The 23,394-nt window shown below is 58.0% G+C and carries 15 protein-coding genes; 2 read left to right on the forward strand and 13 right to left on the reverse strand.

Going from position 1 to position 23,394, the window contains the following annotated elements; genetic code table 11:
• Positions 1-138 precede the first annotated feature (138 nt).
• Positions 139-747, reverse strand: coding sequence for a hypothetical protein (locus tag M5R41_07805; GenBank protein ID MCZ7556288.1), 609 nt, complete (start codon positions 745-747; stop codon positions 139-141).
• Positions 748-1,116: 369 nt separating this feature from the next.
• On the opposite strand from M5R41_07805, the gene M5R41_07810 reads away from it, so the two are divergent.
• The gene (locus M5R41_07810; protein ID MCZ7556289.1) at positions 1,117-3,549 is read left to right on the forward strand and encodes a fibronectin type III domain-containing protein; all 2,433 of its coding nucleotides are present in this window, start codon (positions 1,117-1,119) and stop codon (positions 3,547-3,549) included.
• 378 nt (positions 3,550-3,927) lie between these two features.
• Here M5R41_07810 and M5R41_07815 read toward each other — a convergent pair whose 3' ends face one another.
• From M5R41_07815 to M5R41_07845, 7 genes are all read right to left on the reverse strand, one after another.
• Positions 3,928-4,644 carry a PIG-L family deacetylase gene (locus tag M5R41_07815; GenBank protein ID MCZ7556290.1) on the reverse strand — a complete coding sequence of 239 codons (717 nt, stop codon included), beginning with the start codon at positions 4,642-4,644 and terminating at the stop codon, positions 3,928-3,930.
• Positions 4,645-4,720: 76 nt separating this feature from the next.
• Positions 4,721-6,061 (reverse strand): hypothetical protein, encoded by a 1,341-nt coding sequence (locus M5R41_07820; GenBank protein ID MCZ7556291.1) that lies wholly within the window; start codon positions 6,059-6,061, stop codon positions 4,721-4,723.
• A gap of 369 nt (positions 6,062-6,430) precedes the next feature.
• Positions 6,431-9,616 (reverse strand): LysM peptidoglycan-binding domain-containing protein, encoded by a 3,186-nt coding sequence (locus M5R41_07825; protein MCZ7556292.1) that lies wholly within the window; start codon positions 9,614-9,616, stop codon positions 6,431-6,433.
• A gap of 159 nt (positions 9,617-9,775) precedes the next feature.
• Positions 9,776-11,461, reverse strand: a complete 1,686-nt coding sequence (locus tag M5R41_07830) for a hypothetical protein (protein MCZ7556293.1) — start codon at positions 11,459-11,461, stop codon at positions 9,776-9,778.
• 6 nt (positions 11,462-11,467) lie between these two features.
• Entirely contained in the window at positions 11,468-12,631 is a 1,164-nt protein-coding gene (locus M5R41_07835) for a glycosyltransferase (GenBank protein ID MCZ7556294.1), read from the reverse strand.
• A complete protein-coding gene (locus M5R41_07840; protein ID MCZ7556295.1) occupies positions 12,628-13,749 on the reverse strand; it encodes a glycosyltransferase family 9 protein in 1,122 nt (373 codons plus the stop codon). Before M5R41_07840 ends, M5R41_07835 begins: the two co-directional genes overlap by 4 nt.
• 26 nt (positions 13,750-13,775) lie before the next feature.
• Positions 13,776-14,732, reverse strand: coding sequence for a glycosyltransferase family 2 protein (locus tag M5R41_07845; protein ID MCZ7556296.1), 957 nt, complete (start codon positions 14,730-14,732; stop codon positions 13,776-13,778).
• A 323-nt stretch (positions 14,733-15,055) separates the two neighbouring features.
• Here M5R41_07845 and M5R41_07850 point away from each other — a divergent pair, with 323 nt between their 5' ends.
• Complete coding sequence (locus M5R41_07850; protein MCZ7556297.1) at positions 15,056-16,324, forward strand: 3-deoxy-D-manno-octulosonic acid transferase; 1,269 nt, start codon at positions 15,056-15,058, stop codon at positions 16,322-16,324.
• A 1,165-nt stretch (positions 16,325-17,489) separates the two neighbouring features.
• On the opposite strand, the gene M5R41_07855 is transcribed toward M5R41_07850, so the two are convergent.
• The 5 genes from M5R41_07855 to cmk form a co-directional block, all read right to left on the reverse strand.
• On the reverse strand, positions 17,490-18,248 hold the full coding sequence (locus M5R41_07855) for a hypothetical protein (GenBank protein MCZ7556298.1): 759 nt from the start codon (positions 18,246-18,248) through the stop codon (positions 17,490-17,492).
• An 18-nt stretch (positions 18,249-18,266) separates the two neighbouring features.
• A complete protein-coding gene (locus M5R41_07860; GenBank protein ID MCZ7556299.1) occupies positions 18,267-18,755 on the reverse strand; it encodes a sigma-70 family RNA polymerase sigma factor in 489 nt (162 codons plus the stop codon).
• 355 nt (positions 18,756-19,110) lie between these two features.
• Positions 19,111-20,889: a 30S ribosomal protein S1 gene (gene rpsA / locus M5R41_07865; GenBank protein MCZ7556300.1), complete on the reverse strand. Its 1,779-nt coding sequence runs from the start codon at positions 20,887-20,889 to the stop codon at positions 19,111-19,113.
• Positions 20,890-20,970: 81 nt separating this feature from the next.
• Positions 20,971-21,921 carry a 4-hydroxy-3-methylbut-2-enyl diphosphate reductase gene (locus M5R41_07870; GenBank protein ID MCZ7556301.1) on the reverse strand — a complete coding sequence of 317 codons (951 nt, stop codon included), beginning with the start codon at positions 21,919-21,921 and terminating at the stop codon, positions 20,971-20,973.
• Positions 21,918-22,634 carry a (d)CMP kinase gene (gene cmk / locus M5R41_07875; GenBank protein MCZ7556302.1) on the reverse strand — a complete coding sequence of 239 codons (717 nt, stop codon included), beginning with the start codon at positions 22,632-22,634 and terminating at the stop codon, positions 21,918-21,920. Before cmk ends, M5R41_07870 begins: the two co-directional genes overlap by 4 nt.
• Between the last annotated feature and the right edge of the window lie 760 nt (positions 22,635-23,394).

Below are 23,394 nucleotides of genomic sequence, written 5' to 3' on the forward strand. Positions count from 1 at the left end.
TTGAAACAGGCACTGCGTGTGCGGCGCGAGACGGTAGTGCCGGCGCGGCCAAGTGCTTCATCTTCTGACACGAGCAAGAAAGCATGCAGCCGCCGGGGCTGATGATCCCGGTCGGCTGCTGTGATCTGTCTACGAGTGTTAGTGGTAGTACGGTACGCGCTCGATGCGCATCCCGCAAACGAAAATCTCCTGCTGCTCGACAGCTTCATCGTGTACGGCGAGCAACAGCTTCGTCAGCGTTTCACCGAGAAAGCGGTCCAGATCCCGTGTGAGTACGCGTTCCTCGCGATCGGCGAAGCACTCGCGCAACGCGCTGAGCGAGCGCGCGGCATCGATGATGAGCCGTCGTTCGCGCTCCTGCCCATGCAGGGTGAAGTCGCGCACCCGCAAGGTGCATCCCGCGCCGATGGCTTCGAGGTAACGGGCGACATCCACAAATCGGAGTTCACTGTCCTCAGCTTTCTCCATGTCGGTGATCGCCCGTACGCTGCTTCCCATCTGCATGGCAATGCAATCTTTCGAGTTGCCGAGTTCCTTGCGCATGAATTTCAGCCAATGCGCGAGTCGCCGCGGATGCTCGGCATCGCGGCAGTCGCGCAGGAATGACTCCTCCGTGCCGGTCGGAATTTCGTCATCGTAGATTGGCTGCCCCGTGTGGTCGACACAGATCATTCGGCGCGACGCATCCTCGTCGTCCGCATCGTGACGCGCCGGCGCCTCGGTGTCCGGATTGACGTGTTCATCCATGATATTCCCCTTGTACTATGTTGAACTGCCCCCGCAACTCCCGCGGGGATTCTGAAAACATACGCATGCCGAGTCGCCACTTCAAGGTAATTGCGTATACCTCATGGAGCGGGGAATGACAGTATCTTTCACGGGAGATTGCGCGCGACACCGGACATGGTACTCCTGCCGCAAGGGATGTCCGCGGAACGATGCAGCAGTTATCGTTGCCGCCGCGCGCACTTCCCGCGCCTTTCAGACCTACTCCTTGACAATGTCCGCATCGCGTGGCATATTGGCGCAATACGCAGAATGGCTCCCGGGCAACGAACCTGGTAAACAGCCGTGGCAACGTCCCGGGTTGCGCATCCGTGTTACATGGAGGCCGCAATGCAATTGTACGCACCTTCCCGCCCGACACGCGGGCATCATCCCTTGCGCACGCTCCCCGCGACAAAAGTCCTTCTCCTCGTTCCCGCTCTCCTGCTCGCCCTCACCACCCTGCCGTGTGCGGCGCAGACAGTGTTGGTCGATTTCGGTGCATCGGCGGGAGCCAACAGTTTCGGGCTCGCCGGCTGGAATACTCTCCTGAAAAGCTCGTCCGTGAACTACACTTCGGATGGTCCCGCCGGGCTTGTCGCCGATGCGTCCGCCGATGAGTATGCGGACTATCAGGGCGTTCGCGGTCAGGCACGCCAATTCCGGACAAGTGAACGCGTGCTCGTAACCTGGTACAATCGTTCGGATCAACATATCCGCTTTACCTCCCGCATAAGTTTTACCGATGCAGACGAAGCGGACGGCGGGAATTCGCACGGTCGCTGGTACACCATGCGCAGCGCGGCGCAGTATCGCGATACATGGACGGAGATCGGTCCCGGTGAAACCGCTCAGACCATGTTCGCGATACGCAATACCGGTGTGCATAAAACAGACAGCGTTTACGGGCTTGTCAACATCAATCTCGCCGTCGAGTGGGGCATGAGCGACCTCAAGCAGCACCTGGTCTGCAGCAGCATCGAACTGCGGGATGATGCCGACACACAGGCGCCGGCCGCACCCTCAGGCTTGCGTGTGAGCGACGCGACGGATTCCAAAATCCGGCTTACATGGGATGTGCCATCAGACAATACCGGCGTGTACGATTATCTCGTGTACCTGAACGGCGAAATAGAAGGCTACAGCAGAGAAAATGGCTATACCTGCGTCTATCTGGAATCGGACACGGAGTATCGTCTGTCGGTGACGGCACGGGATATCATGCTCAACGAAAGTCCGGCGTCAACGGCAGTAACCACACGTACACAGCCGTACACGGTGAAAGCCACCGTTGTTGCGCCTTCGGGCGTGCACTATCTCGGCGCGTTGCGTCTGCCTGAAGAATTCTCCTGGGGCGGCGAGGCGGTGGCGTATTATCCCGACGGCGACGGCGGCCCGTCGGGAAGCGGCGCCTCGGACGGTTTCGCCGGATCGTTGTTCGTGACTGATGTAAATCAACCCGAGCATGGACACGTCGGTGAGGTTGGCATTCCCGCGCCGAGCGTCATCGGAAGCAGTGATATCTCTCTCCTGCCGCTTGCCCCGATACTCCGCTCGCCTGTGAACATTCGTCCTCCCTCGATCGATGCCTGGGACTTTGTCGACATCTGGCGTACCGGCCTGGAATATCGTGCAAGCGAAAAGCGTCTGTACAGTTCCTGGAGTGTGCATTATACCGTGACGGGCGAAAAGCATGCCGGACTGAGCTGTACCAACGTGGACGGCATGGCCTCCGCCGCGCGCTACGGACCCTGGTATCTCGGCAACCCCGCCACACCGCCCATCGACGCGCAGTTCGCGGACTATCTTTTCTCCTTGCCGGAAACGTGGGCCAACGCGCACACGGCGGGCAGAAGCATGGTCGTCGGGCGCGCCCGCGATGGCGGCCTCAGCGGATTGGGACCTACCTTGTACGCATTTGCACCAGTGGGGAACACACCTCCCGCCGCCAATACCGCCGTGCAGTTTACGACATTGCTGGAGTACGGGTCCGTCGAGGGGACGGATAATTACCACTTTCCGGATGCTATTGACGGGTATAAGCATAGCGATGAGTGGCGCGGGGCATGCTGGATCGGCGCCGGGACGCAGGCAGCCGTCGCGGTCATCGGACGGAAGGCACACGGTGATAACTGGTACGGTTATCATGGCGAGCGCATGCCGCATGACTGGATCATCGCCGACGTGCCGTATTATGCGTTCGATGACACAGATCCCGACGGCAAGGGATGGAGGGCGCATCGCTTGCGTCCGATGATGCTCTTCTTCGATCCCGCCGATCTGGCCGATGTCGCAGCGGGCACTCTCCCGTCGCATCTGCCTCAGCCCTACGCCGCCATCAGGTTCGACGAAGCACGGTTTTTCGGTTCCGCGCGGGAAATTTTTTCCACTACATACGACGCGCAGCGCTCCCTGCTGTTCCTCACGGAATTCGTTCGTGAACACGATGGCGCACTGGTGGTACACGTGTATCGCATAAATGCCGTCGCGGTGGGTGTCGCGGAAGAGTCTCGGCCCAAAACCCCGGAGGTATTCAGCGCGCCCAATCCCTTTCAATCCTCCACCGACATCACTCTCACGCTCCCGCGTCCCGCGGACGTTCTTTTGTGCGTGTACGATATGCTCGGACGAAGAGTCGCTGTGTTGAAATCCGACAGATATCCAGCAGGATCTCATCGTGTTCGCTTCAACGCAGCAGAACAAGGCCTTGCGGGTGGCTGCTATATCGCGGTACTATCCGTTGATGGCGCCCTTTTCAGCAGGAGGTTGGTCTACAGCAAATGATCGCGATGGTGAGCTGTTAAACATGAAACGTGAAACGTTAAACGTTAAACGTTAAACGTTAAACGTTAAACGACATTAACCCGGAGGGCGACATCTTCCATACCCTCCAACGATTGTTGGTGGCCGCACAGCACACGCACATCATGGCACAGCCCACAGGACGACACTTCCTGCAACCTCGCTACTACGGGTCTTCGACGCCAAACTTCAATTGGGGATCGCACACCACACGCACATCACGGCACAGCCCGCAGGGCGACACAATCGATTCACGATTCTCGATTCACGATTCTCGATTCACGATTCTCGATTCACCCTTCACCCTTCACCCTTCACCCTTCACCCTTCACCCTTCACCATCAAGCCCGAACCGATGATTCAGCCCAGACCTTCTTCCAGCTTCCCGACTGGAGGCGTACAATCCTCCGCAAAAAATTCGAAGTACAGCGTACGGCCCACTTTCTCGATGACGCCACTCTCCTCTATCGTCTCCTGATAGGTGGCATAGCAGGAAAGCGCGGCCTTCATCGCGGCAGTGTCGGCCTCGGTCAACGGCATTTCGCAGTCGATGTCTTCCGGAGCCGAGTTCTTCAGACGTATTTTCCCGTTATCGAACGCGGATCCACCGGGATCAGGCAATGTAAGTAATGCGAGCCGTCGCAATCCGGGAGCACCCTCCTCGCACAACTCCACAAAGACGCGCTTCACCACGGCATGGGTGACAAGATGATCGTGAAAGCCGCTGATGCCGTGTACGGCATAGGTCACGACAACATCGGGGCCGACATTCACGATATACTCCCGCACCACACGTTCCAGTATTCTTGGATCCAGATCTTTCAACCCGTTATCCGGGTAATCGAGTACCGCCATACTCGTCAATCCCAGAACGCGCTCGACATCGAGCATTTCCCTCAGACGCACTTCTCCCATTTCTTCGACACTCAAACCCAAGCGATGCCGCTGCAACGTCGCGCCACCGCGCGTGAGCGTCAACAAGTGCACCTCGTGTCCTTCGGCGAGCTGGGCATGCATGGCCGCGGCGGGACCGAAGGATTCGTCGTCGGGATGGGGGAAAATGTATAAAAACTTCATCGACAATTCCTTTCTTAAAAGAGGTCATTGAAGCGGATACGGCCCGGAAACGGTAATGTTGCGGTGCTGCGGAGTCTCATGGCCGCACTATCGTCGCGACGCCTGGCCGTACTTTCCCCATCATGGAGTATAAAGCGTCCTCGGCCTGCATCATCCGGAGAATGCTGTCTCTTTCCTCCGTTCTTCCAAGCACGGACAGCGCCGTGATCAGACGACCGGCCATCTCATCCCGCACGGTGCGGCGTCGCCGCTGGTCGGGCACCTGTAGCCAGACATGCTGTTGGAACGGCGTCCACAGCAATTGGACGGCATCCCCCTCCGTGGCCCGTGCTGCGCGGGCAAGCAACAAGGCGATGCGCCGTTCCGCATTCACCCTCGCTGCCGGAATCTGCGAACGAATCGGGCCTGCTCCGCGTGCATCCCGGGCAAGATGTCGGTCGTAAGGGCTCAACACGCGCACATGGATCAACTCCGGACGCTCGGCGACACCGGCATCGCGGAGGAGAAGCGCCAGGCCGTGGCATTGTTCGATGTTGAGATTACTTTTGACGATCTGCAAGCCCTGCGATATCACTAGTTCGCCCATCGCCTCCCCAAGCAGCGGTAACACCCGACGCAGAGAATTGCCGATGAAGGACGCCTGCACGTAGCTGCGCGTGTGGTCTCCGTAACGATACCCCTCACGACGACGCAGCATGCGTACATCGCGGTCCGGATCGCGGTAACCGAGTATCTCCAGCACGCCCATCGCGTCGGAAAAACCGAACTCCATCCAGTATCGGATGCTGTCCCGGCCCGTGAGATGCGCGACGCGACGCAGCAGCGCTTCGCGTCCGCGCAACGGCAGAACATTGGCAAGTATGTTCCAGGCAGCGCTGTCGTACCCCAAATCCGTCGGTGTGCCGCGGGGTATTCCCATGATGGTCAATGATCGGGTATCTATGTCGATGCTGATCAACTGCAGTGCGTCGGCACGGCCGCGGCGCTCACCGATGCGGTTGTCGGTACCGATAAGAAGGACGTCAAGCGCCCTGTGTGATGCTCCGTCTTCCGTGCGTGGCCAGACCCACTCTCGTATTCCTGCCGACAGAATCTGCGCCCGGGCATGTGAACGGTGATGCGGAAACAACGCCAGCGCTTCGTTTCGGGCATGCTCTGACGCCGCAGGTTGTACGGAGCGGTACAGTTCGTCAACCAGCTCCGTGGTACCGCGAAACGCGCGGGAGACAAGCGCATTCGCAGTCTCTTGGGCCGTCGTGTACGCAGGGTCGCCGATGAGCATCGGAAGCAGCAGCAGGCACACGAGAATCCCCGTGCCGGCGATCAGCACAGTCGCAGCCGCTTGACGCCGCAAGCGCTTCGCACGCATACGCGTGAGGAGGAATTTCCTGTGTCTGTCGTACGTGCTGTACATCATGGATGGGAATGGAAAATCTGGTGCATAATCCTGCCACCGATACCGGCTTCGAAACTGGACAAATCAGACGAAAGAATACATCAGGCGCAGGACTTTTCCGAATGGCCTCGCTCGAAGTGCAGTCCTCCGGAAACGGAGTATCACCAGGCGGCTTCGAATACCGGATCAGCAATGCGAAAATCTACACCATCGGGAGATCGACGAGTATAACAGCAGCGGTAAGGGCTGCACCCTCCCGGCGGAGATAGAAGTTTCATGTACGACGGGGAATGGTGCCGGCAACTACGCGGCAAACGGCGCTTCAACCATCCCGCAGAGTGCATCTCCGTGTGGCCCTGCACGCACCCGGCTCGCCGTCGAGCGACTATCTCACTCGCTGGTGTAATAGGTGAGCTTTTGACCCGTCCTGAGTACATCGCCGAGCTTGTTCCACTTCTGCAAATCCTGCACGGTCACGTTCAGTGCTTTTGCGATGCTGTAGAGCGTCTCACCGCTCTGAACCACATGTTCCCGTTTTTGCTGTGTCGGGCTTGCCGCGTCGCTCTGCTGCGTGGGCGCTACATCCTCTTCTCCTTCGGAGGAGGGTGTGGCCGTCTTCGGTTTCGCAGCCGGAGCAACAGCTTTCGTCACGGGACTGCCGGTTAAAGGCCGGGCGTTATGCTGCGAGACCTCGCGTTGCGCATCGCGGATTTCCAATTCCTGCCCGATGCTGAGTGAGGTCTTCTTGAGGTCATTCCACTTCTTGAGATCGGAAACGGAAACGCCATACTCGCGGGCGATGCTGTACAGATTGTCGCCGCGTTGTACGGTATGCGTCACGACAGTGACAGAGCGCCCGCCACTGCGAACTACCGTGTCGCGGCGTGAAGCGTCGGAGGCCGTGGGGACCGGTGCGGCATCTCTCGGACCGCGAAGTTGCAGCACCTGGCCCGGCTTGAGATTGTCATGAGTCAGTTCGTTCCAGGCGCGCAAATCGTGTATGTTTACGCCCGTCGCGCGGGAGATGCTGAAAAGGTTGTCGCCGGCCTGTACCGTGTACGAACCGACGCTTGCCTGAGGATTCTCCTTCACCGCAGAGCCCGCGTCCACATTCTTCGTGGCGCTCCGGGACGCTGTGCTGTCGCGGAGTGTGCTGACCACGGGCTTCGTCGCGGTCGGCGAAGGTGTCGGCTTTGGGATCACAGAGGTCGATGCCTGCGCCGGGGCCGCTTTTTCACGCGCTGCCGTACGCGCCGTTTCCTTGACTGCGGCATTGTCCTGCGGGAGCTGCGTCGCTTTCGAAGCGGATGCCGAAGTATTGGATTTCCCCTTCGCGTCCCTGTCAAACAGGAGAAGAGACTGACCGACCAATATGTTCTCGTTCGCCAGACCGTTCCATTTCATGACATCCTTCACCGAAAGACCCCGCGCCTGCGCAATGCTGAAAAGGGTCTCACCCTTCTTAACGACATGTACGCTGTCCTGCCCCGCTGCGTCTTGCTGCGCACGCGGCTGCTCCTGACGGACGGCCTCATCACCTTTGGACGATTTTGTGGAAGTGGAGCGGATTTTCAAAGTGGATCCGCTTTTGACACGGGTATTCTTCAAATCGTTCCAGTCAATCAGATTCTGTACCGTGACGCTGAATGCATCCGCGATACTGGCCAGAGTCTCACCCCGCTGTACCTGATATTCCACCATGACGGCGGAGGCAACGGCGGGAGGGAGATCGCCGGCTTGTTCGCGGCTGGGTTCCGCGGCGGCGGAAGTCGCGGCGGATGCGAGTGATGCGCTGATCGCGCCTTGCCGCGAGCTGTCCCGTACCCACACATCGAGCACCGCGCCAGCCAGAAGTTTTTGATCCGCCTGCATGCTGTTCCAACGCATAAGATCGTGTACGGTCACTCCATAGTAATCCGCAATAGTCCCCAGCGTCATTCCCTTCTCCACCTTCACCATCAACTTGCTGCGTCCCTCGGTGCGCTTGCTCGGATCGCGATCCGGACGGGGTGTGGAGACGTTGTCCACCGCAGTGGCATACAAGGGTGTTTTGACAACTTCCTTGTGTGGTACACGAAGGACTTGGCCGACTTTCAAGGATCGGCTCTTCGACATATCATTGGCCTTCATGAGCTGACTGACGGTGATCTTGTGCTTGCGGGCGATTTTGTTCAGATTGTCGCCCCGTTTCACCTTGTAATCGGAGATGACAATATCGCCGGAGACGCTCTCACCTACCGTGACGGAAGATTTCACATTCACGATGGCTTCCGCCACCGCGTCGCGACTCCCTTTCGGAATACGTAAGGGATAGCGCTCCGGAGGTGTGACGCCCTGAAGCAGCATGGGATTCAGATCACGCAAGGTCTCCAGCGGAATTGCCAGCCCCTCCGCGAGATCCTTGAGCTGGTACGGCTTTTCCACAGGAAACACGTCGAATTCCAGAGGAGGCATCAGCTCGACTTCGTCCATATTGTATTCGTTCGCATCCAGCGCGATGATGGATACCGCGATGTAGCGGGGAACGTAATTCTGCGTTTCCTGCGGGAGCAAGGGACGAATGTCCCAGTACGACGGTTTCGTCTTTCCTGATTTTTTGATCGCACGGCTGATTCGTCCGGCGCCGGCGTTATAGGCCGCGAGCGCGAGATGCCAGTCTCCGAACATATTGTACAGATCCCGGAGATGCCGTGCGGCTGCGCGCGTGGATTTCTCCGGATCGCAGCGATCATCCGTGTAATAATTTCCGTCCAGTCCATACATCTCACCCGTGGACTTGAGAAACTGCCAGAGGCCAACGCATTTCGCCCAGGATCGTGCGATGGGATTGACTCCGCTCTCAATCATCGTCAGATAAATGATTTCGTCCGGCATCCCCTCTTCTTTGAGGATGGGGCGCATCACCGGGAAGTATTTTCCGGAGCGCTCCATCCATTTCACCATATGCTTGCGCATTTTCGTGGTGAAGTAGACGATGTTTTTTTCCACTTCCACATTCAGCGGGAGCGGTATGGTGGTCGGAGGCGGTTCCTTGAAGGTCAGCAGGGTCAGGTCAACGGTATCGGACTCGACACTTTCGTCGGCCAGCAATTGCAGTGCAGACATCGGCACTTCGACCTCGCTCCGCACGATGAGGGGTTCACAGCTCTTGTAGAGCCGGGTCAGATTCGCCATCAGCTCGCGATAGCCCGCATCGCTTTCTATCTCCGGCAGATAGCTCGCGCGGTCAAGTTTTTCCGCAGCAAGCGCGCACTGCTGCAGTGCGGTGGCCGTGTCACCGGCGTACAAGGATTTGCCTGCAAGAACGACATGCAGGCGCGCCCGGTCGAGCAATGGCTCCTTCTCGGCCTTACTGACATTGACCTCCTGCTCGATTTCACCGAAATCTATGTCGGGACGCGGAAGAAAGGGTTCGGACTCGCTTCGGGTGCTGTCGGGTGTGATGGCTGTGGCGGGAGACGTGCTTTGCGCCTCGTCCCTGACTACTTCCTTTTGTGATGAACACGAAGCCAGCAGCAGCATGCTCATGAAAAAAAGAAATCCCCGGGACGCGGAGTTACGAAGGTTTACGCGCATACTACCTCGATATCAAGTCTGGATTCGGCGGATCGTGAAAGCAACAGCTGCCCCGCCTGAACACGGGACACATCGGATCCATTCGTTAAAAGTACGAAGCGCCTATAAGAAAATCAATGAAATGAAAATCGTAACGCCTTGAAAATCAAGGAGTAATCATTATTGTCCTCCGCTATTCGGGATGGCGGGCGCGGCAGCATCCGCGGGAGGCGGCGTTGGCGACTCTCCTATTTTTTCAAATACCAGCACACCGAAAGTCCTGTCGGGCGCGATGATCTGTTGCAGCAACTTGAACGACGGATCCTGTTCGAAATACTCCATGGGCACATCGCCGCCAAACTGGTTGTGGCCGTAATGGCTGTCCCAGATGACGATGGAACCCGGCTCCGCGCTCCGTATGGTTTCGATCAGCATGGTGCGATCGCGGTTGTGGTCATTGATGTCTATATCCGCGAAGTAGCGGAAAAGCACGTGATTGCAGTACAACGGACGCTGCTGTAATTCCTCGGGCTGTGAGAGATACCATTCGACGGCCTGTTTGACCGTTTCCGCCTCGACATCCAGGGTACGCGGTTTCTCGGCGTACAGTGTGAATGCGGTGGCTCCGACCAGAAAAACACCGGCCAGCACACTGCCGCTCGGCACACGCACAAGGGCAGCGGCAGCAAGCAACAAACCGACCAAGACCACCATGCCGGAATGATCGAAGCGGGCAACGTCGGTGAGGATGAGGCCATTCGTATCACGTGAAAGAAACAAGAGAGCGATCAATGAGGCCGCTGCAACCGCACCCAGCAGATAGGATCTCTTGCCGGACTCGAAAACCGTGTTGAAACCCATCGCGGCATAGATCGCCGTCAGCGGCGCAATGGAAAGCATGTAGCGCCAGTGACCTGGATTCGCACCGAAGTTGGGAACATCCCACGCGGAGAACACCGCCCATGCGAACATGATGGTATAGGTGAAGAAGAAAAATCCGTGCTTCGAAATCTGTTCGCGCATACGGTCGAAGGGGAAGAAATTCCGGAAGTACCCGACCACGAGCAGCGCCAGCGTCACCGGACCCACCATATAGATGTACGTCTCGAAATAATGCCAGAAGGGTTTGTGCGGCACCTCCACACCAAGACCGATGCGGCGCATGTCGTCGAACAACCACATCATGTTGCCGGTGTGCAGCCAGCCGATCAACGCGAGCAGCACGGGCGTCCATCCCAACACCAGGAAGGGCAGCCACTGCCTGCGCATGAGAAAAATCACTCCCAGCCCGATTGTGACCAGCGCGAATTCCTGGCGGATGGCGAACACGTACGACGACGCCAGCGCGGCGAATATCCATTGCTCGCGGTAATACCAGTACAGCGAGAGCACGATGAACAGCGCCGCGGTTATCTCGCTGTAGCTCCTGAAGGCGAGCTGCAAATACAGCGGCTGCACCGCGAGAAGAATCGCCGCGATCGAGCTGTTCTTCATCTTCATCGTGCGGCCGAGTTTGTACGTCATCACAACGGTGAGCGCCGCGACGAGACAGTGTGCCAGCGCTACACCGGTAAAGCCGAACAACCCCGGCACGACCATCAGGATTTTCCATCCTGGCTTGGGCTGATTGCCCATGATGCTGAACGGATCGCCCCAGAACTGACGAATGTTGCGGTAATGACCGATTTCGTCGTCCTGGTAAAATCCGGTAGACCCGGTACTGAACCAGTAGTACAGCAGCACGAGCACGGGCACGAGCAGCCAGATGTACTTATCGACGACGACGTCGAGATCAAACGGCGCCAGGCCGGCGTCCTGTCCGCGTTTCTGTGCGGTCGTTTTTTGCGTCGTGCGGGATTTTGCCATGATATTTCAGTGCTGTTGCGTCAAACTTCGTTGATACAAGTCCTCAATGCCAGTTGTCATGTGCTCCCAGGAATACTTCTTTCTTTCCTCGATCACATTGTTACGGAATTCTTCGCAGCGGTCCTCGCGATAGAAGCGCAGCACAGCTTCGGCCAGGGCTGCAGGATTCCCGGGCGGCACGAGATAGCCGGTTGCTCCGTCCACGATCACTTCCCCGAGTCCGCCCACATCGGTCGCAATCACGGGGCGGTGAAAGTTGTAGGCGATCTGTATGATGCCGCTCTGCGTCGCCGATTTGTACGGCAGCGTCAATACGTCCGCCGCGGAAAAAAATGTGCCGACGTGTTCGTTCGCCACATAGTCGGAATGGAAACGGACGTTGTCTCCGATTCCGAGGCGCTCCACCTGATCGCGGTACTGCTGTTCGTTGTTGTAGAATTCGCCCACCACCAGCAGCGTGAGTTTCAGATCGCGCAGTATGGCGGGCATGGCGTCGAGCAACACGTCAAGGCCTTTGTAATCGCGTACATAGCCGAAAAACAGCAACACGCGCTCGTCATCCGCAAGCTGAATCGCTGGATCGGTCGCCGCCAGAGCTTTGCGGGCGGCGGATTTATCCAGCTCGTCGCCGAAAATCTCGTACACGGGATGCGGCATGAGTGCGAACAGCGGATCCTTTTTCCACTGTTTCAAATCACGCTCCACGGCTTTGGACTGCACCACATAGCTGTCGATAAAGCGGAAAGCGAACTTCGTCAGCAGCTTGTCGCCGGGACGCTTCTCGTGCGGAATGACGTTATCGCAGATGAACATGGTCTTCGTGCGTCGGCCCATTTTCGCGACGGCTGCAATGACGCCGTAGCTGGGTGCAAAAAACGGCATCCAGAATTTGAACACGATGAGGTCGGGGTTCATTTTCCGTATGCGGAGACCGGTGCGTATCCAGGAGAACGGATTGATGGAGTCTATCCACTGTTCACTGTCCACGGGAATGCCTGCGTCGCCGCTTTCGTCCTGCGTTTTACCCGGGAAGAGCAGCTTCGGATACTGGCGTGAAAAGGTGACGATGCTGACCTTGTGCGTGCGCGACAGGTACTTCCACAGCAATCCGACGTAATGCGCGATGCCTCCGCGCAGGGGATATGCCGTGCCGACGAGAACGATATTCATCGCGCCGCGCCGCTGCCCTGCCCCGCCCAGCGCTGTACCGCATCGAACACGCGCGCCACTTCGAGATGCTCCATGCAGCGGTACTCTTCGTTCCGGCACGTGGGCTGGAAAAAACAGGTGCAGGTTTTCGAGGGCTCGAGAATTTCGCCGCGGCCGTAGAGTTCGAATTCGTTGCGGTTGAAAATGTTGTTGAACAGTACCAGCGGTTTTTTCAGGCCGATGGCCAGATGCATAGCCATGGTCACGGCCGAGACAATCACGTCACAGCGGTTCATCAATGCGACAAAGGTGTCGAGAGAAAAATGTCCCGCGTACAACCCGCCACAAGCGGCGGAGAGCGCGAGGTTTTTCTCATGCTCCTGCTCGCCGCCGAGGAAGAGCGGCTGCGTGCCGGCGTCGCGAAGGCGTTCGCCCAATTCCACCCAATACGCGTCGGGCCACAACCTGCTGGTCCAGCGTCCCCCGCAACCGGTGTTGAGACCGATGAGCGGAAGCGAGGGATCGAAGCGCTGGCCCCGTTCCTCCACTGCGGCGGCGACATCGAACGCCGCGGGCTCGTTGACGATGTATTCTTCGCCGTCCCAGGCATAGCCGCATATCTCGAAAATCTCCCGCACGTAGTGTTTCGTGTTGCTCTGATTGAGATCGTCGAAAATGCCCGTGAGGAATTTGTGCCGCGCATCGTCGTCGATGGGCGCGCAGACGCCGTTGCGGAGGGTGAATCCGCGCTTGACGCTGGCGTGGACGCGGTCGGCGATGGCACAGGCCTCACGATCCTTGTCGAGATTGATGACGAGGTCGAAACTGATGGCGAGCAGCGAGATTACGCCGGCCATGTCGAAGCGGAGCTTTCTGTCCACCTGCGGCGGTAGCACTTCCGGCGTCAGCGTCAGCCACCAGATGCGGGCGCCGGGATATTCGCGCTTGAGCCGGTGCAGCAGCGGCGTAGTGCGGATCACATCGCCGATGGCTCCCAGCTTGATGATGAGGATGTTGCGGTCGGTAGCATCGTAATACACGCAGTCAATGCAGTGCACACCCTCGCGTTTATGGGGTGCGCAGGGAATGTCGCCGCGGAAGTGTCGGCAGTCGGCTTTGTAGAGAATATGTTCCGTCATGGCGGCGGTGTACTTCGTTGTCGTTGTCAGGGGAGAATTTCGCGAATGCTGTAATCGAGTTCGCCGCTGTCGCTTTTCGTGATCATTTCTGCGATCAAACCCGTGGATATGAGCTGAATACCGATAAGCATGAGCAGTATGCCCAGCAGCAACATCGGTCGGTTGCTTACCGGATAGCCCATGAGCCACTCAATCGTGAGCCAGGAATTGATGAAAAAGCCCAGCACCATCATGATGCTGCCGATGGTTCCAAACACATGCAGCGGACGCTGCGTGTAGCGCGAGGTAAACATCACCGTAAGCAAGTCAAGAAAACCCTTGAAAAAGCGGCTGAGACCAAACTTGGTCTTGCCGTACTTGCGCGGATGATGCAGCACGGGAATTTCCGCAACGCTGAAGCCGGCCATCTTCGCCAGCACGGGAATGTAGCGATGCATCTCTCCGTAAATTTTGACCGATTTCACCACGTCGTACCTGTAGGCCTTGAGCCCGCAGTTGAAATCGTGTATATCGATGCCGGACATTTTTCCGGTGACGAAATTGAAAAAACGCGACGGCAGCGTCTTGGAAATCGGATCGTAGCGCTTTTTCTTCCAGCCCGACACCATGTCGAAACCCTCGTCCAGCTTGGCGAGCAGATTCGGGATCTCCGCCGGGTCGTCCTGCAGGTCTGCGTCCATGGTGATGACGTGGCGTCCCCGCGCCAGGCCGAAGCCGATGGCCAGAGCGGCGGATTTGCCGTAATTCCGCCGGAATCGCACCAATTTGAATCGGGGATCCCTCTCATGCAGCGCATGGAGTGTTTTCACGGAATCGTCGCTGCTGCCGTCGTCGATGTACCACACTTCCCAATCCGGGGTGATCCTGTCAAGCACCTCGGCAAGCCGGGATGTCAGCTCAGGAATGGAATCATTCTCGTTGAATGAGGGCACGACGACGGAGATGTCGAGATCGGGCGCTCCCGGCCCGGATGCCTGAATCATTGTTTCGTACCCGCTTGAATGATGAACGTTCGGCAATTAGCTGCGCTGTTTGGGACAAAACATAAAATATTGACTTGAGCCCTGAATTCCAATGCACCTGAAATGGTATGTTCGGGTCATCGGCGACAGCATGCCTGAAGCACAACGGGCGACGGAACACTGTTCAACGTAAAAGAGGAGACGGCGATACGTTCCGCCAGACTCCTTCCACCGACTGTTCCTCCCGCCGACTGTCGCGATCCATTTAACTTTTACCGCGTAAGCTCGTACCTTAATAGTTTATTCCGCTTGCGGAATTCCAACACTTCCATCACTCATCTGCCGTGTGGAAATTTCTTTATAACGTTATCGTGCTTCCGGCCCTCTGGCTTGCCTTCCGCGCGCTTTGGCTGGTGAACCGCAAGGTCCGGCGCGGGTTGCGTGGCCGACACACCTCTTTGCAGCGGCTGCGGGTCTACCTGCGCGGCAATCCTCCGCCGCGACGGCTGTGGGTGCATGCGTCATCGATGGGAGAATTCGAACAGGCGAAACCCATCATCGAAGCGCTCAAACGCGAGGATCCGTCAATCGCAGTGGTTGCGTCGTTTTTCTCGCCCTCGGGTTACGAGAACAATCTCCGCTACACCGCCATCGATGCGCTGGTGTACCTGCCGTTCGATTCCTCCCGCGCCTCACGCAGCTTTCTCGAATTGTTGCAGCCGGTCGCCGCAGTATTCATCCGTTATGATGTGTGGCCCAATCACATCTGGGCCTGTCGCGAACTCGGCATTCCCGTCATGCTTGCCAACGCCACGCTCCGGCACGATTCGCCACGGCTGTGGCCGGGTTTGCGCGCGTTCCACAGAAAACTGTTCGACGGCATGTCCGCTATCCTCACCGTCTCGGACGACGACGCGCAAAATTTCAGGCGCTTCGGACTCAGGAATCCCGCCATCACCGCGGTGGGCGACACGCGCTATGATCGCGTTGCAGGCAAAGCGGCACAGGCGAAAGGAAACTCTCCCCTGCCGGACCGCGTCCGCGAGGGCCGTCGCGTGGTGGTATTCGGCAGCAGTTGGACAGAGGACGAGGAGGTATTTCTTCCCGCCGTGTTCAAACTTCTGGAATTGGATCCCACCCTCCTGTGCATCATCGTGCCGCATGAACCCACCATCGATCACCTCGAGTGGCTGGAGTACCGCTTCAGAGGCATCGCCGCGACGCGTCGCTTCTCCTGGATCAGCTCCTGGGAAGGCGAGCGCGTGCTCTTCGTGGACAGCATCGGCATACTGCTGCCCCTGTACGCTTCCGCCGATGTCGCCTTCGTGGGCGGCGGCTTCCGCAGCAACGTACACAACACACTGGAGCCCGCCGCCTATGGTATCCCCGTCCTGTTCGGACCGAAGTACGGCAACAGCCGCGAAGCCGGTGAACTCGTCGCCGCAGGCGGAGCCTTCGTTGTGCGTTCCCGGCAGGACATCTACCGCATCCTCCGACGTCTGCTCACCAATGATGCATTGCGCAAGGACGCGGGCAGCATCGCCGGTAATTTCGTCGCCTCTCGCGCCGGATCGACACGCCATATTCTCGACGCCCTGCGACCCATGCTGTGAGCGGAGAGCGGAGAGCAGAGAGCGGAGAGCGCCTGCCCGCCGAAGCCGCTTGACAGTCCCGCAGGATATCGATGATCAGATTTGGCGCTGGCGGGGAGGGCGGAGAGCGGAGAGCGGAGAGCTTAGCGCATGCATCTCGGAAATACATCGGAAATCGATAACCGTAAATCACGGCAGGGGCACGGCGGGCCGCGTGCATGATTGCGGATTGCGGATTGCGGATTACGGATTGCGGATTGCAGATTGGAGATTGCGGATCATTACATCCGGACCTGTAGGGGCACGGCGGGCCGTGCCCGCGTTGCTACGCAAAAAAGCGGATTGATTGCGTTCCAAGCTCAGCCTGAGGCTGACGACACTTCCTCTAACCCCGCCGCGGCGAGTCTTCGACCCATACGTGAGGGTGGTGGCTCGCACGGCCTCAACAAAACCGACAAGCCCGCAGGGCGACACTTCCTCAAACCCCACACGTGAGTGTGGGGGCACGCAGCGAGCAAAGATCTCCCAAGCCCGCAGGGCGACACTTCCTCAAACTCCACACGTGAGTGTGGGGCTCACGCACGCCCATCACAGATTCAGCTCCCAAGCCCGCAGGGCGACACTTCCTCAAACCCCACACGTGAGTGTGGGGCTCACGCACGCCCATCACAGATTCAGCTCCCCAGCCCGAAGGGCGACACCTCTCCTAACCCCCTACTTCAGTGGGGGGCTCGCACGGTCTCAACAAAACCGACAAGCCCGAAGGGCGACACCTCTCCTAACCCCCTACTTCAGTGGGGGGCTCGCACGGCCTCAACAAAACCGACAAGCCCGAAGGGCGACACTTCCTCAAACTCCACACGTGAGTGTGGGGGCACGCAGCGAGCAAAGATCTCCCAAGCCCGCAGGGCGACACTTCCTCAAACTCCACACGTGAGTGTGGGGCTCACGCACGCCCATCACAGATTCAGCTCCCAAGCCCGCAGGGCGACACTTCCTCAAACTCCACACGTGAGTGTGGGGCTCACGCACGCCCATCACAGATTCAGCTCCCAAGCCCGCAGGGCGACACTTCCTCAAACTCCACACGTGAGTGTGGGGCTCCCGCACGCCCATCACAGATTCAGTTCCCCAGCTCGCAGGACGACACTTCTTCAAACCCCATGCTTCAACGTAGGACGTCACCTTACTGCTTCTGCGCAGCCTGCCTGAACAGTATCGCTGAGACGGAAAAAAGCATAGCAAAAAACGCATTCAACATGAAGACGCCCACGATACCAGGGGGATCATCGAAGGCAGGCCTCCAGATGATAAATGCGATCACCGGGACAAGCATTTGAGCAATGGCTGTTGCAAACAATGCCCTGGACATCGCGAGCGGTTGGAAGCGAGCAAGAACAGCACCGAGTATTCCGACAAACAACACCGCGAGATACAACGCATTGGCAGCGTTATCCTCCGACCCTATGATGCCGACGGCAAGATTCACCCAAACAAGCAGTAATCCTGCCACTACCGCTACGCCGACGGCAACCCGGTACGACAGACTGTCCGAAATCCTCGAGAGCAGTACGTACGTCAGACCGGTGCCGAAAATCAGCATTCCCATGACAACGAAATCGAACACACCCCAGTTCACTTCCGTGGTGAAGACCATAGCCACCAAGGGCACCATCAAAATGGATGCCGTTGTGAGTGCAACATGCCACATCTGACGTCGGATGCTGCGGCGGATGCGGTTCATGGTCTTCATTTCAAGATCAGCAGGCGCGTCCGATACAGGTGCGATATCGGTGGAATCCAATCTCCCTGCGCGAATCATCTGCGCAATTTCCGGATCGGTTCGCGCAAATCGTTCGACCAGAGCCCGGGAATCTTCGCTGGCGTCGCCGGAAATGTACGCCGGCAATAGATCAATGATGATATTTCGTGATATGGTTTCCATAATGTACCTCCTGTTGTATCATTGTTCCTTGAGCTCGCGATTCGCCCGCCATTCCGCAAGTTTCAGCCGCAGGCGATGCACCTTGACTTTGGCCGATGCCACCGAAATAGTAAGCACCTGTGCGATTTCACTATATGCCATACCGTCTGCACGTAGGAGGAGCGTGGATCTATCCTCTTCAGGAAACGTCTGGAGGTAGATCCGCAGCTCTTCTAATTCCATTTTTTGCATAATAACGTCTTCCACCTGGGGCCGCATATCCGGAAGTTCAGGCGGGAGTTCCCCATGCTTCTTCCGGCTCCGCAGCGACTCGTAGTACAGGTTCCTTGCGATGGTGAGCAGATATCCTTTGACCGTTACAGACACCAGCGGCGTTTTTCCGGTAAGCGCACGCGCAAATGTTTCGGCGGAAATTTCCTTCGCCTCTTCCGGATCTTTGCAGAGGAAAAGGGCGAAGCGGTAAATATCACCGGCGTAGCGGTTGTATATCTCGTGAAAATCGATCATACGCTGCCTTCCATAGACATACTATGAAGTTGCCTCGCAAAAGTTACAGACTTCGGAAAAACAAATAGACCTCCCTGTAGATTGATTCGAGACCGGATTCCACTGCTGCCAACGTCATCCTTGATGTCGAGCCCCAAGGGCGCCAGTCTCTGGCGGAATGTGGAAAGTGCTATGTGAAAGACTCGCGTAGCGCAGAGGGCGTAGCGCTTAGCGCAGACATCTCGAACGTACAACGCACGATGCCAGCGATATGCATGCGCTAAGCCCTCCGCTCTCTGCTCTCCGCTCCCCGCTCCACCACTACGCAAAAAGCCCCGCTTTCGCGGGGCTTTTCTTGCTATTCACGGACGGCGACTCAGAGGTCGTCGAAATTGAGGTCTTCGGGTTTGACTTCCAGGCTTTCGGCCGCGGGAGCGTTCATCAGGCCGTGGGAAGCGAGGTAGGCATCCACTACTTCCTGATCCTTGCCCTTGAGGTATTCGACCACGGAACACACAATTTTCTTGTTCTCCTTGTCGAACTCGATGACACGCAGGGGCAGAGTGTCGCCTTCGCGGAAGTTTTCCGGAATATTCTTCACCTGCTTGGTCGCGAGCTGTGAAGCGGGGACGAAACCATCCACACCAGCCGGGAGCTCGACGATCACGCCCTTCTCGATCAGGCGCACAATCTTGCCGTCGGCATCGGTGCCCACGGAATACATGGTCGCGAACTGCTCCCACGGATTGTCCTGCACCTGCTTGTGACCGAGGGAAATCCGGCGCTGATCGGTGTCGATGCCGAGAATGACGACGTCGATGCGGTCGCCCTTCTTGACGATTTCTCCCGGATGGCGGATTTTCTTCGTCCATGACAGATCGGAAATGTGCACGAGACCGTCCACGCCGGGTTCGAGTTCCACGAACACGCCGAAGTTGGTCAGGTTGCGCACGGTGCCATCATGCTGCGAACCGACGGGATACTTGGCAATGAGATTGGACCAGGGATCCGGCTCGAGTTGCTTCATACCAAGGGAGATTTTCTTGTCCTGTACATCCAGATTCAGGATCACTGCATCGACCATCTGGCCCATGCTGACGACCTGCGACGGATGCTTGATATGCTGCGTCCAGCTCATCTCGGAGATGTGAATGAGGCCTTCGATGCCCTTTTCGATCTCGATGAATGCACCGTAGTCGGCGAGCGACACAACCTTGCCGCGCACCTGCGTGCCGGAGGGGTATTTCTGGTCGATGTTTTCCCAGGGATGCGGCTGCAGCTGCTTCATACCGAGGGAAATGCGGCGCTTCTCTTCGTCGAAGTCGAGGACCACCACGTTGACGGTCTGATCGAGCTTGACGATTTCGGTCGGATGATTGACGCGGCCCCACGAGAGGTCGGTGATATGCACGAGGCCGTCCACGCCGCCCAGATCGATGAACACACCGAAATCGGCTATGGCCTTAACGATACCCTCGAGGATCTGGCCTTTTTCGAGGCTGTCGAGAATAGCCTTGCGCTGACCCGCGATTTGCTCTTCGATAATGGCCTTACGGCTGACGACGATGTTCTCGGCGGGTTGATTGATTTTCACGACGCGCACGTCCAGCGAACGGCCAAGGTAAGCGTCGAAATCGCGCACCGGACGGATGTCGATCTGTGAGCCGGGGAGGAACGCGTCCACGCCGAACAGATCCATGACGATACCACCCTTGATGCGGCGGATACAGCGGCCCTGAAGAATTTCGTCGTGGTCGTATGCTTTCTGAATACGCTCCCAGATGCGCACGAAATCGGCGCGCTTGCGGGAGAGCGTGATGTTTCCATCTTTGTTTTCCACTGATTCAAGGAACACCTCCACCTCTTCTCCGATCTTGAGTTCGGAAGCGTTGGCGAATTCGTCGATGTCCACGATACCCTCGGACTTGAAGCCGATATCGATCGTGACATAGTCCTTGTTCATGTGGATGATTCTCCCCGTTATGATCTCACCCTGTTTGAGCGTGTTCAGAGTGTTTTCATACATGGCACGAAACTGGTCAAATTCCTGCGCGCCGTACTCTTTCTTCTCGATAATCGTGCCGACGGTTCTGACGACGACGTCGTCCTTCTGGGTGAGGTCCGCGGGTGCGGACGGGGTCAGTTCTTCAGACATGAAGTCTCCTGTGTTGAACATCACTTCCCGGCGTTGCCTGGCGGAGCCACCGAACCGCGAGGCACAGACCTGAAGCGTGAATTATGTTGTTTGTGGTGTGGTGATTGGGTTATTGGTGGCCATGGTGTCGAGATGCTCCGCCCCGCGCGGGGCGAAATGCTGTTCAATGTAATCCTTGACCTGATTCATGAGCCAATGCGGCGTGCTCGTCGCACCGCTGATGCCGACATGCGCAGCACCTGCGAGCCAAGCGGGATCGAGCTCTGCTGCGTCTTCAATGAACCAGGTATTCGGGTTGGCATCGCGGCAGATATCGAACAGCACTTTGCCGTTCGAACTTTTTCTGCCAGCGACGAAAATCATGACATCCTGCTTCTGCGCGTATTCGCGCAATTTTTTCTCGCGTCCGGAAACCTGCCCGCAGATGGTGTCCTTCGCGTGGAAGTCGGTTGCGATTTCCTCCATGCTGCCGACCTGAAACTCCGTGATGCGTTCCTGCAGGTATGCGCGGATGTCCTGAAACACATTTTTGTCCATCGTCGTCTGCGAGAACAGCACCGTGCTCCGGCGCAGGTCCACGACATCGCGCGCTTCGTCAAGGGTTTTAATGACGAGGCACTCGTCGTTGCAGACACCACGAAGACCGATGACTTCCGCGTGGTCGCGCTTGCCGAAAATCACCACCTGCCAGCCGTCGTCGTAGTATTTACGCACGCGCTCCTGCAGTTTGGTGACAATGGGACAGGTGGCGTCCACGAGATGAATGCCCCGCTCGCGCGCCTTGCGGTACGTTGCCGCGGGTTCGCCATGTGCGCGAATCAGCACCTTGGTTCCGTCCGGCAGCGTGTCGAGTTGCGTATGGTCGATGGTCGTCATCCCGAGTTGGTCGAGGCGTTCGATTTCCTTCGGGTTGTGTATGATGTCGCCCAGCGATACCAGGCGGCTGCCGTCGCGCAGTTCGGCTTCGGCGATGTCCACCGTGCGGACAACACCCCAGCAGAAGCCGGCGGTGGGATCGATGGTCACGTTCATTCCTGCGTTCCTTTCATGAATTGGTCCAGTCGCTTCTGTACCAAACCAAGAATCATCGTGACTTGTTCATCGATGGAGGTGTTGGTTGTTTCGACCTCGATCGCGTCCTTTGCTTTTCGCAACGGCGAGTGTTCGCGCAGTGCGTCGTTGCGATCGCGCTCTTCAATTTCGCGCGCAATGGTGGCAAGATCGGCGGTGAGGCCCTTTTCTTCGAGTTGCAGCTTGCGGCGCAGGGCACGTGTCTGCGCATCCGCCACGAGATAAATTTTGCACGGGGAGTCCGGAAACACCACCGTACCGATATCACGGCCTTCCAATATCGCACCAGTCGGTCCCTCGGCCGCACGGCGCTGCAGTGTGACCATGGTTTCGCGCACACAGGGGATTCGGCTGATATCGCTGGCGGCTTTCGACATCTCCTGCGTGCGGATATGCGATTCCACATCTTCACCGTTCAGCAAGGTGCGCTGCATGCCGTCGATAAGCTCGAGACGAATATTGACCTCCGGCAGCAGCGCGCACACTTCCTCCATATCATCCAGGGCAATGCCGCGTCGCAACGCCAACAGGGCAACAGCGCGATACATGGCTCCGGTATCGATATAGATAAAGCCGAGCAGCTTCGCCAGCGCCTTGGCTGTGGTGGTCTTGCCCGACCCCGCGGGGCCGTCAATGGCGACTATGAACGATGTGGATTTCCGCACAAAAGTCATAAGACAGGAAAAATAATGAACTTACGGTTACGGAGCAACCAGAATTCTTTGTGCTTGATAAATGGGAAATGGGAAGCGGGAGATGGGAAAGGGTGAAGAGTGAAGAGCCCGAGGGGCAACACTTCCTTTAACCACGGACTTCAGCCCGGGGCTGCACACGCCAGCCACGACCTCCCGAACCCGGAGGGCGACACGTGAAGGGGTGAGGAGTGAAGGATAAAGAGTGAGGAGAGAATCACGTGAAATTGTATATCGATGAGCCACAACGAAAGCGAGTATTATTCGTTGCACCACCGTCCGGCTCGCATGGCCGTGCGCTCCGCTCTCAGCGCTCCGCTTCCTGCACCAGCGCATGGCTCGCATGGCTGTGCTCTCTGCTCTCGGCGCTTCGCTTCCTGCACCACCGTCCGGTTCGCATGGCCGTGCGCTCCGCTCTCGGCGCTCCGCTTACTGCACCAGCGTCCGGCTCGCATGGCCGTGCGCTCCGCTCTCGGCGCTCCACTTCCTGCACCAGCGTCCGGCTCGCATGGCCGTGCTCTCCGCTCTCGGCGCTCCGCTTCCTGCACCAGCGTCCGGCTCGCATGGCCGTGCTCTCTGCTCTCGGCGCTCCGCTTCCTGCACCAGCGTCCGGCTCGCATGGCCGTGCTCTCCGCTCTCGGCGCTCCGCTTCCTGCACCAGCGTCCGGCTCGCATTGCCGTGCTCTCCGCTCTCAGCGCTCCGCTTCCTGCACCAGTGTCCGGCTCGCATGGCCGTGCTCTC

The sequence above is a fragment of the Bacteroidia bacterium genome (genome assembly GCA_027493955.1).
In the GTDB taxonomy this organism is placed as follows: domain Bacteria; phylum Bacteroidota; class Ignavibacteria; order SZUA-365; family SZUA-365; genus JAOSJT01.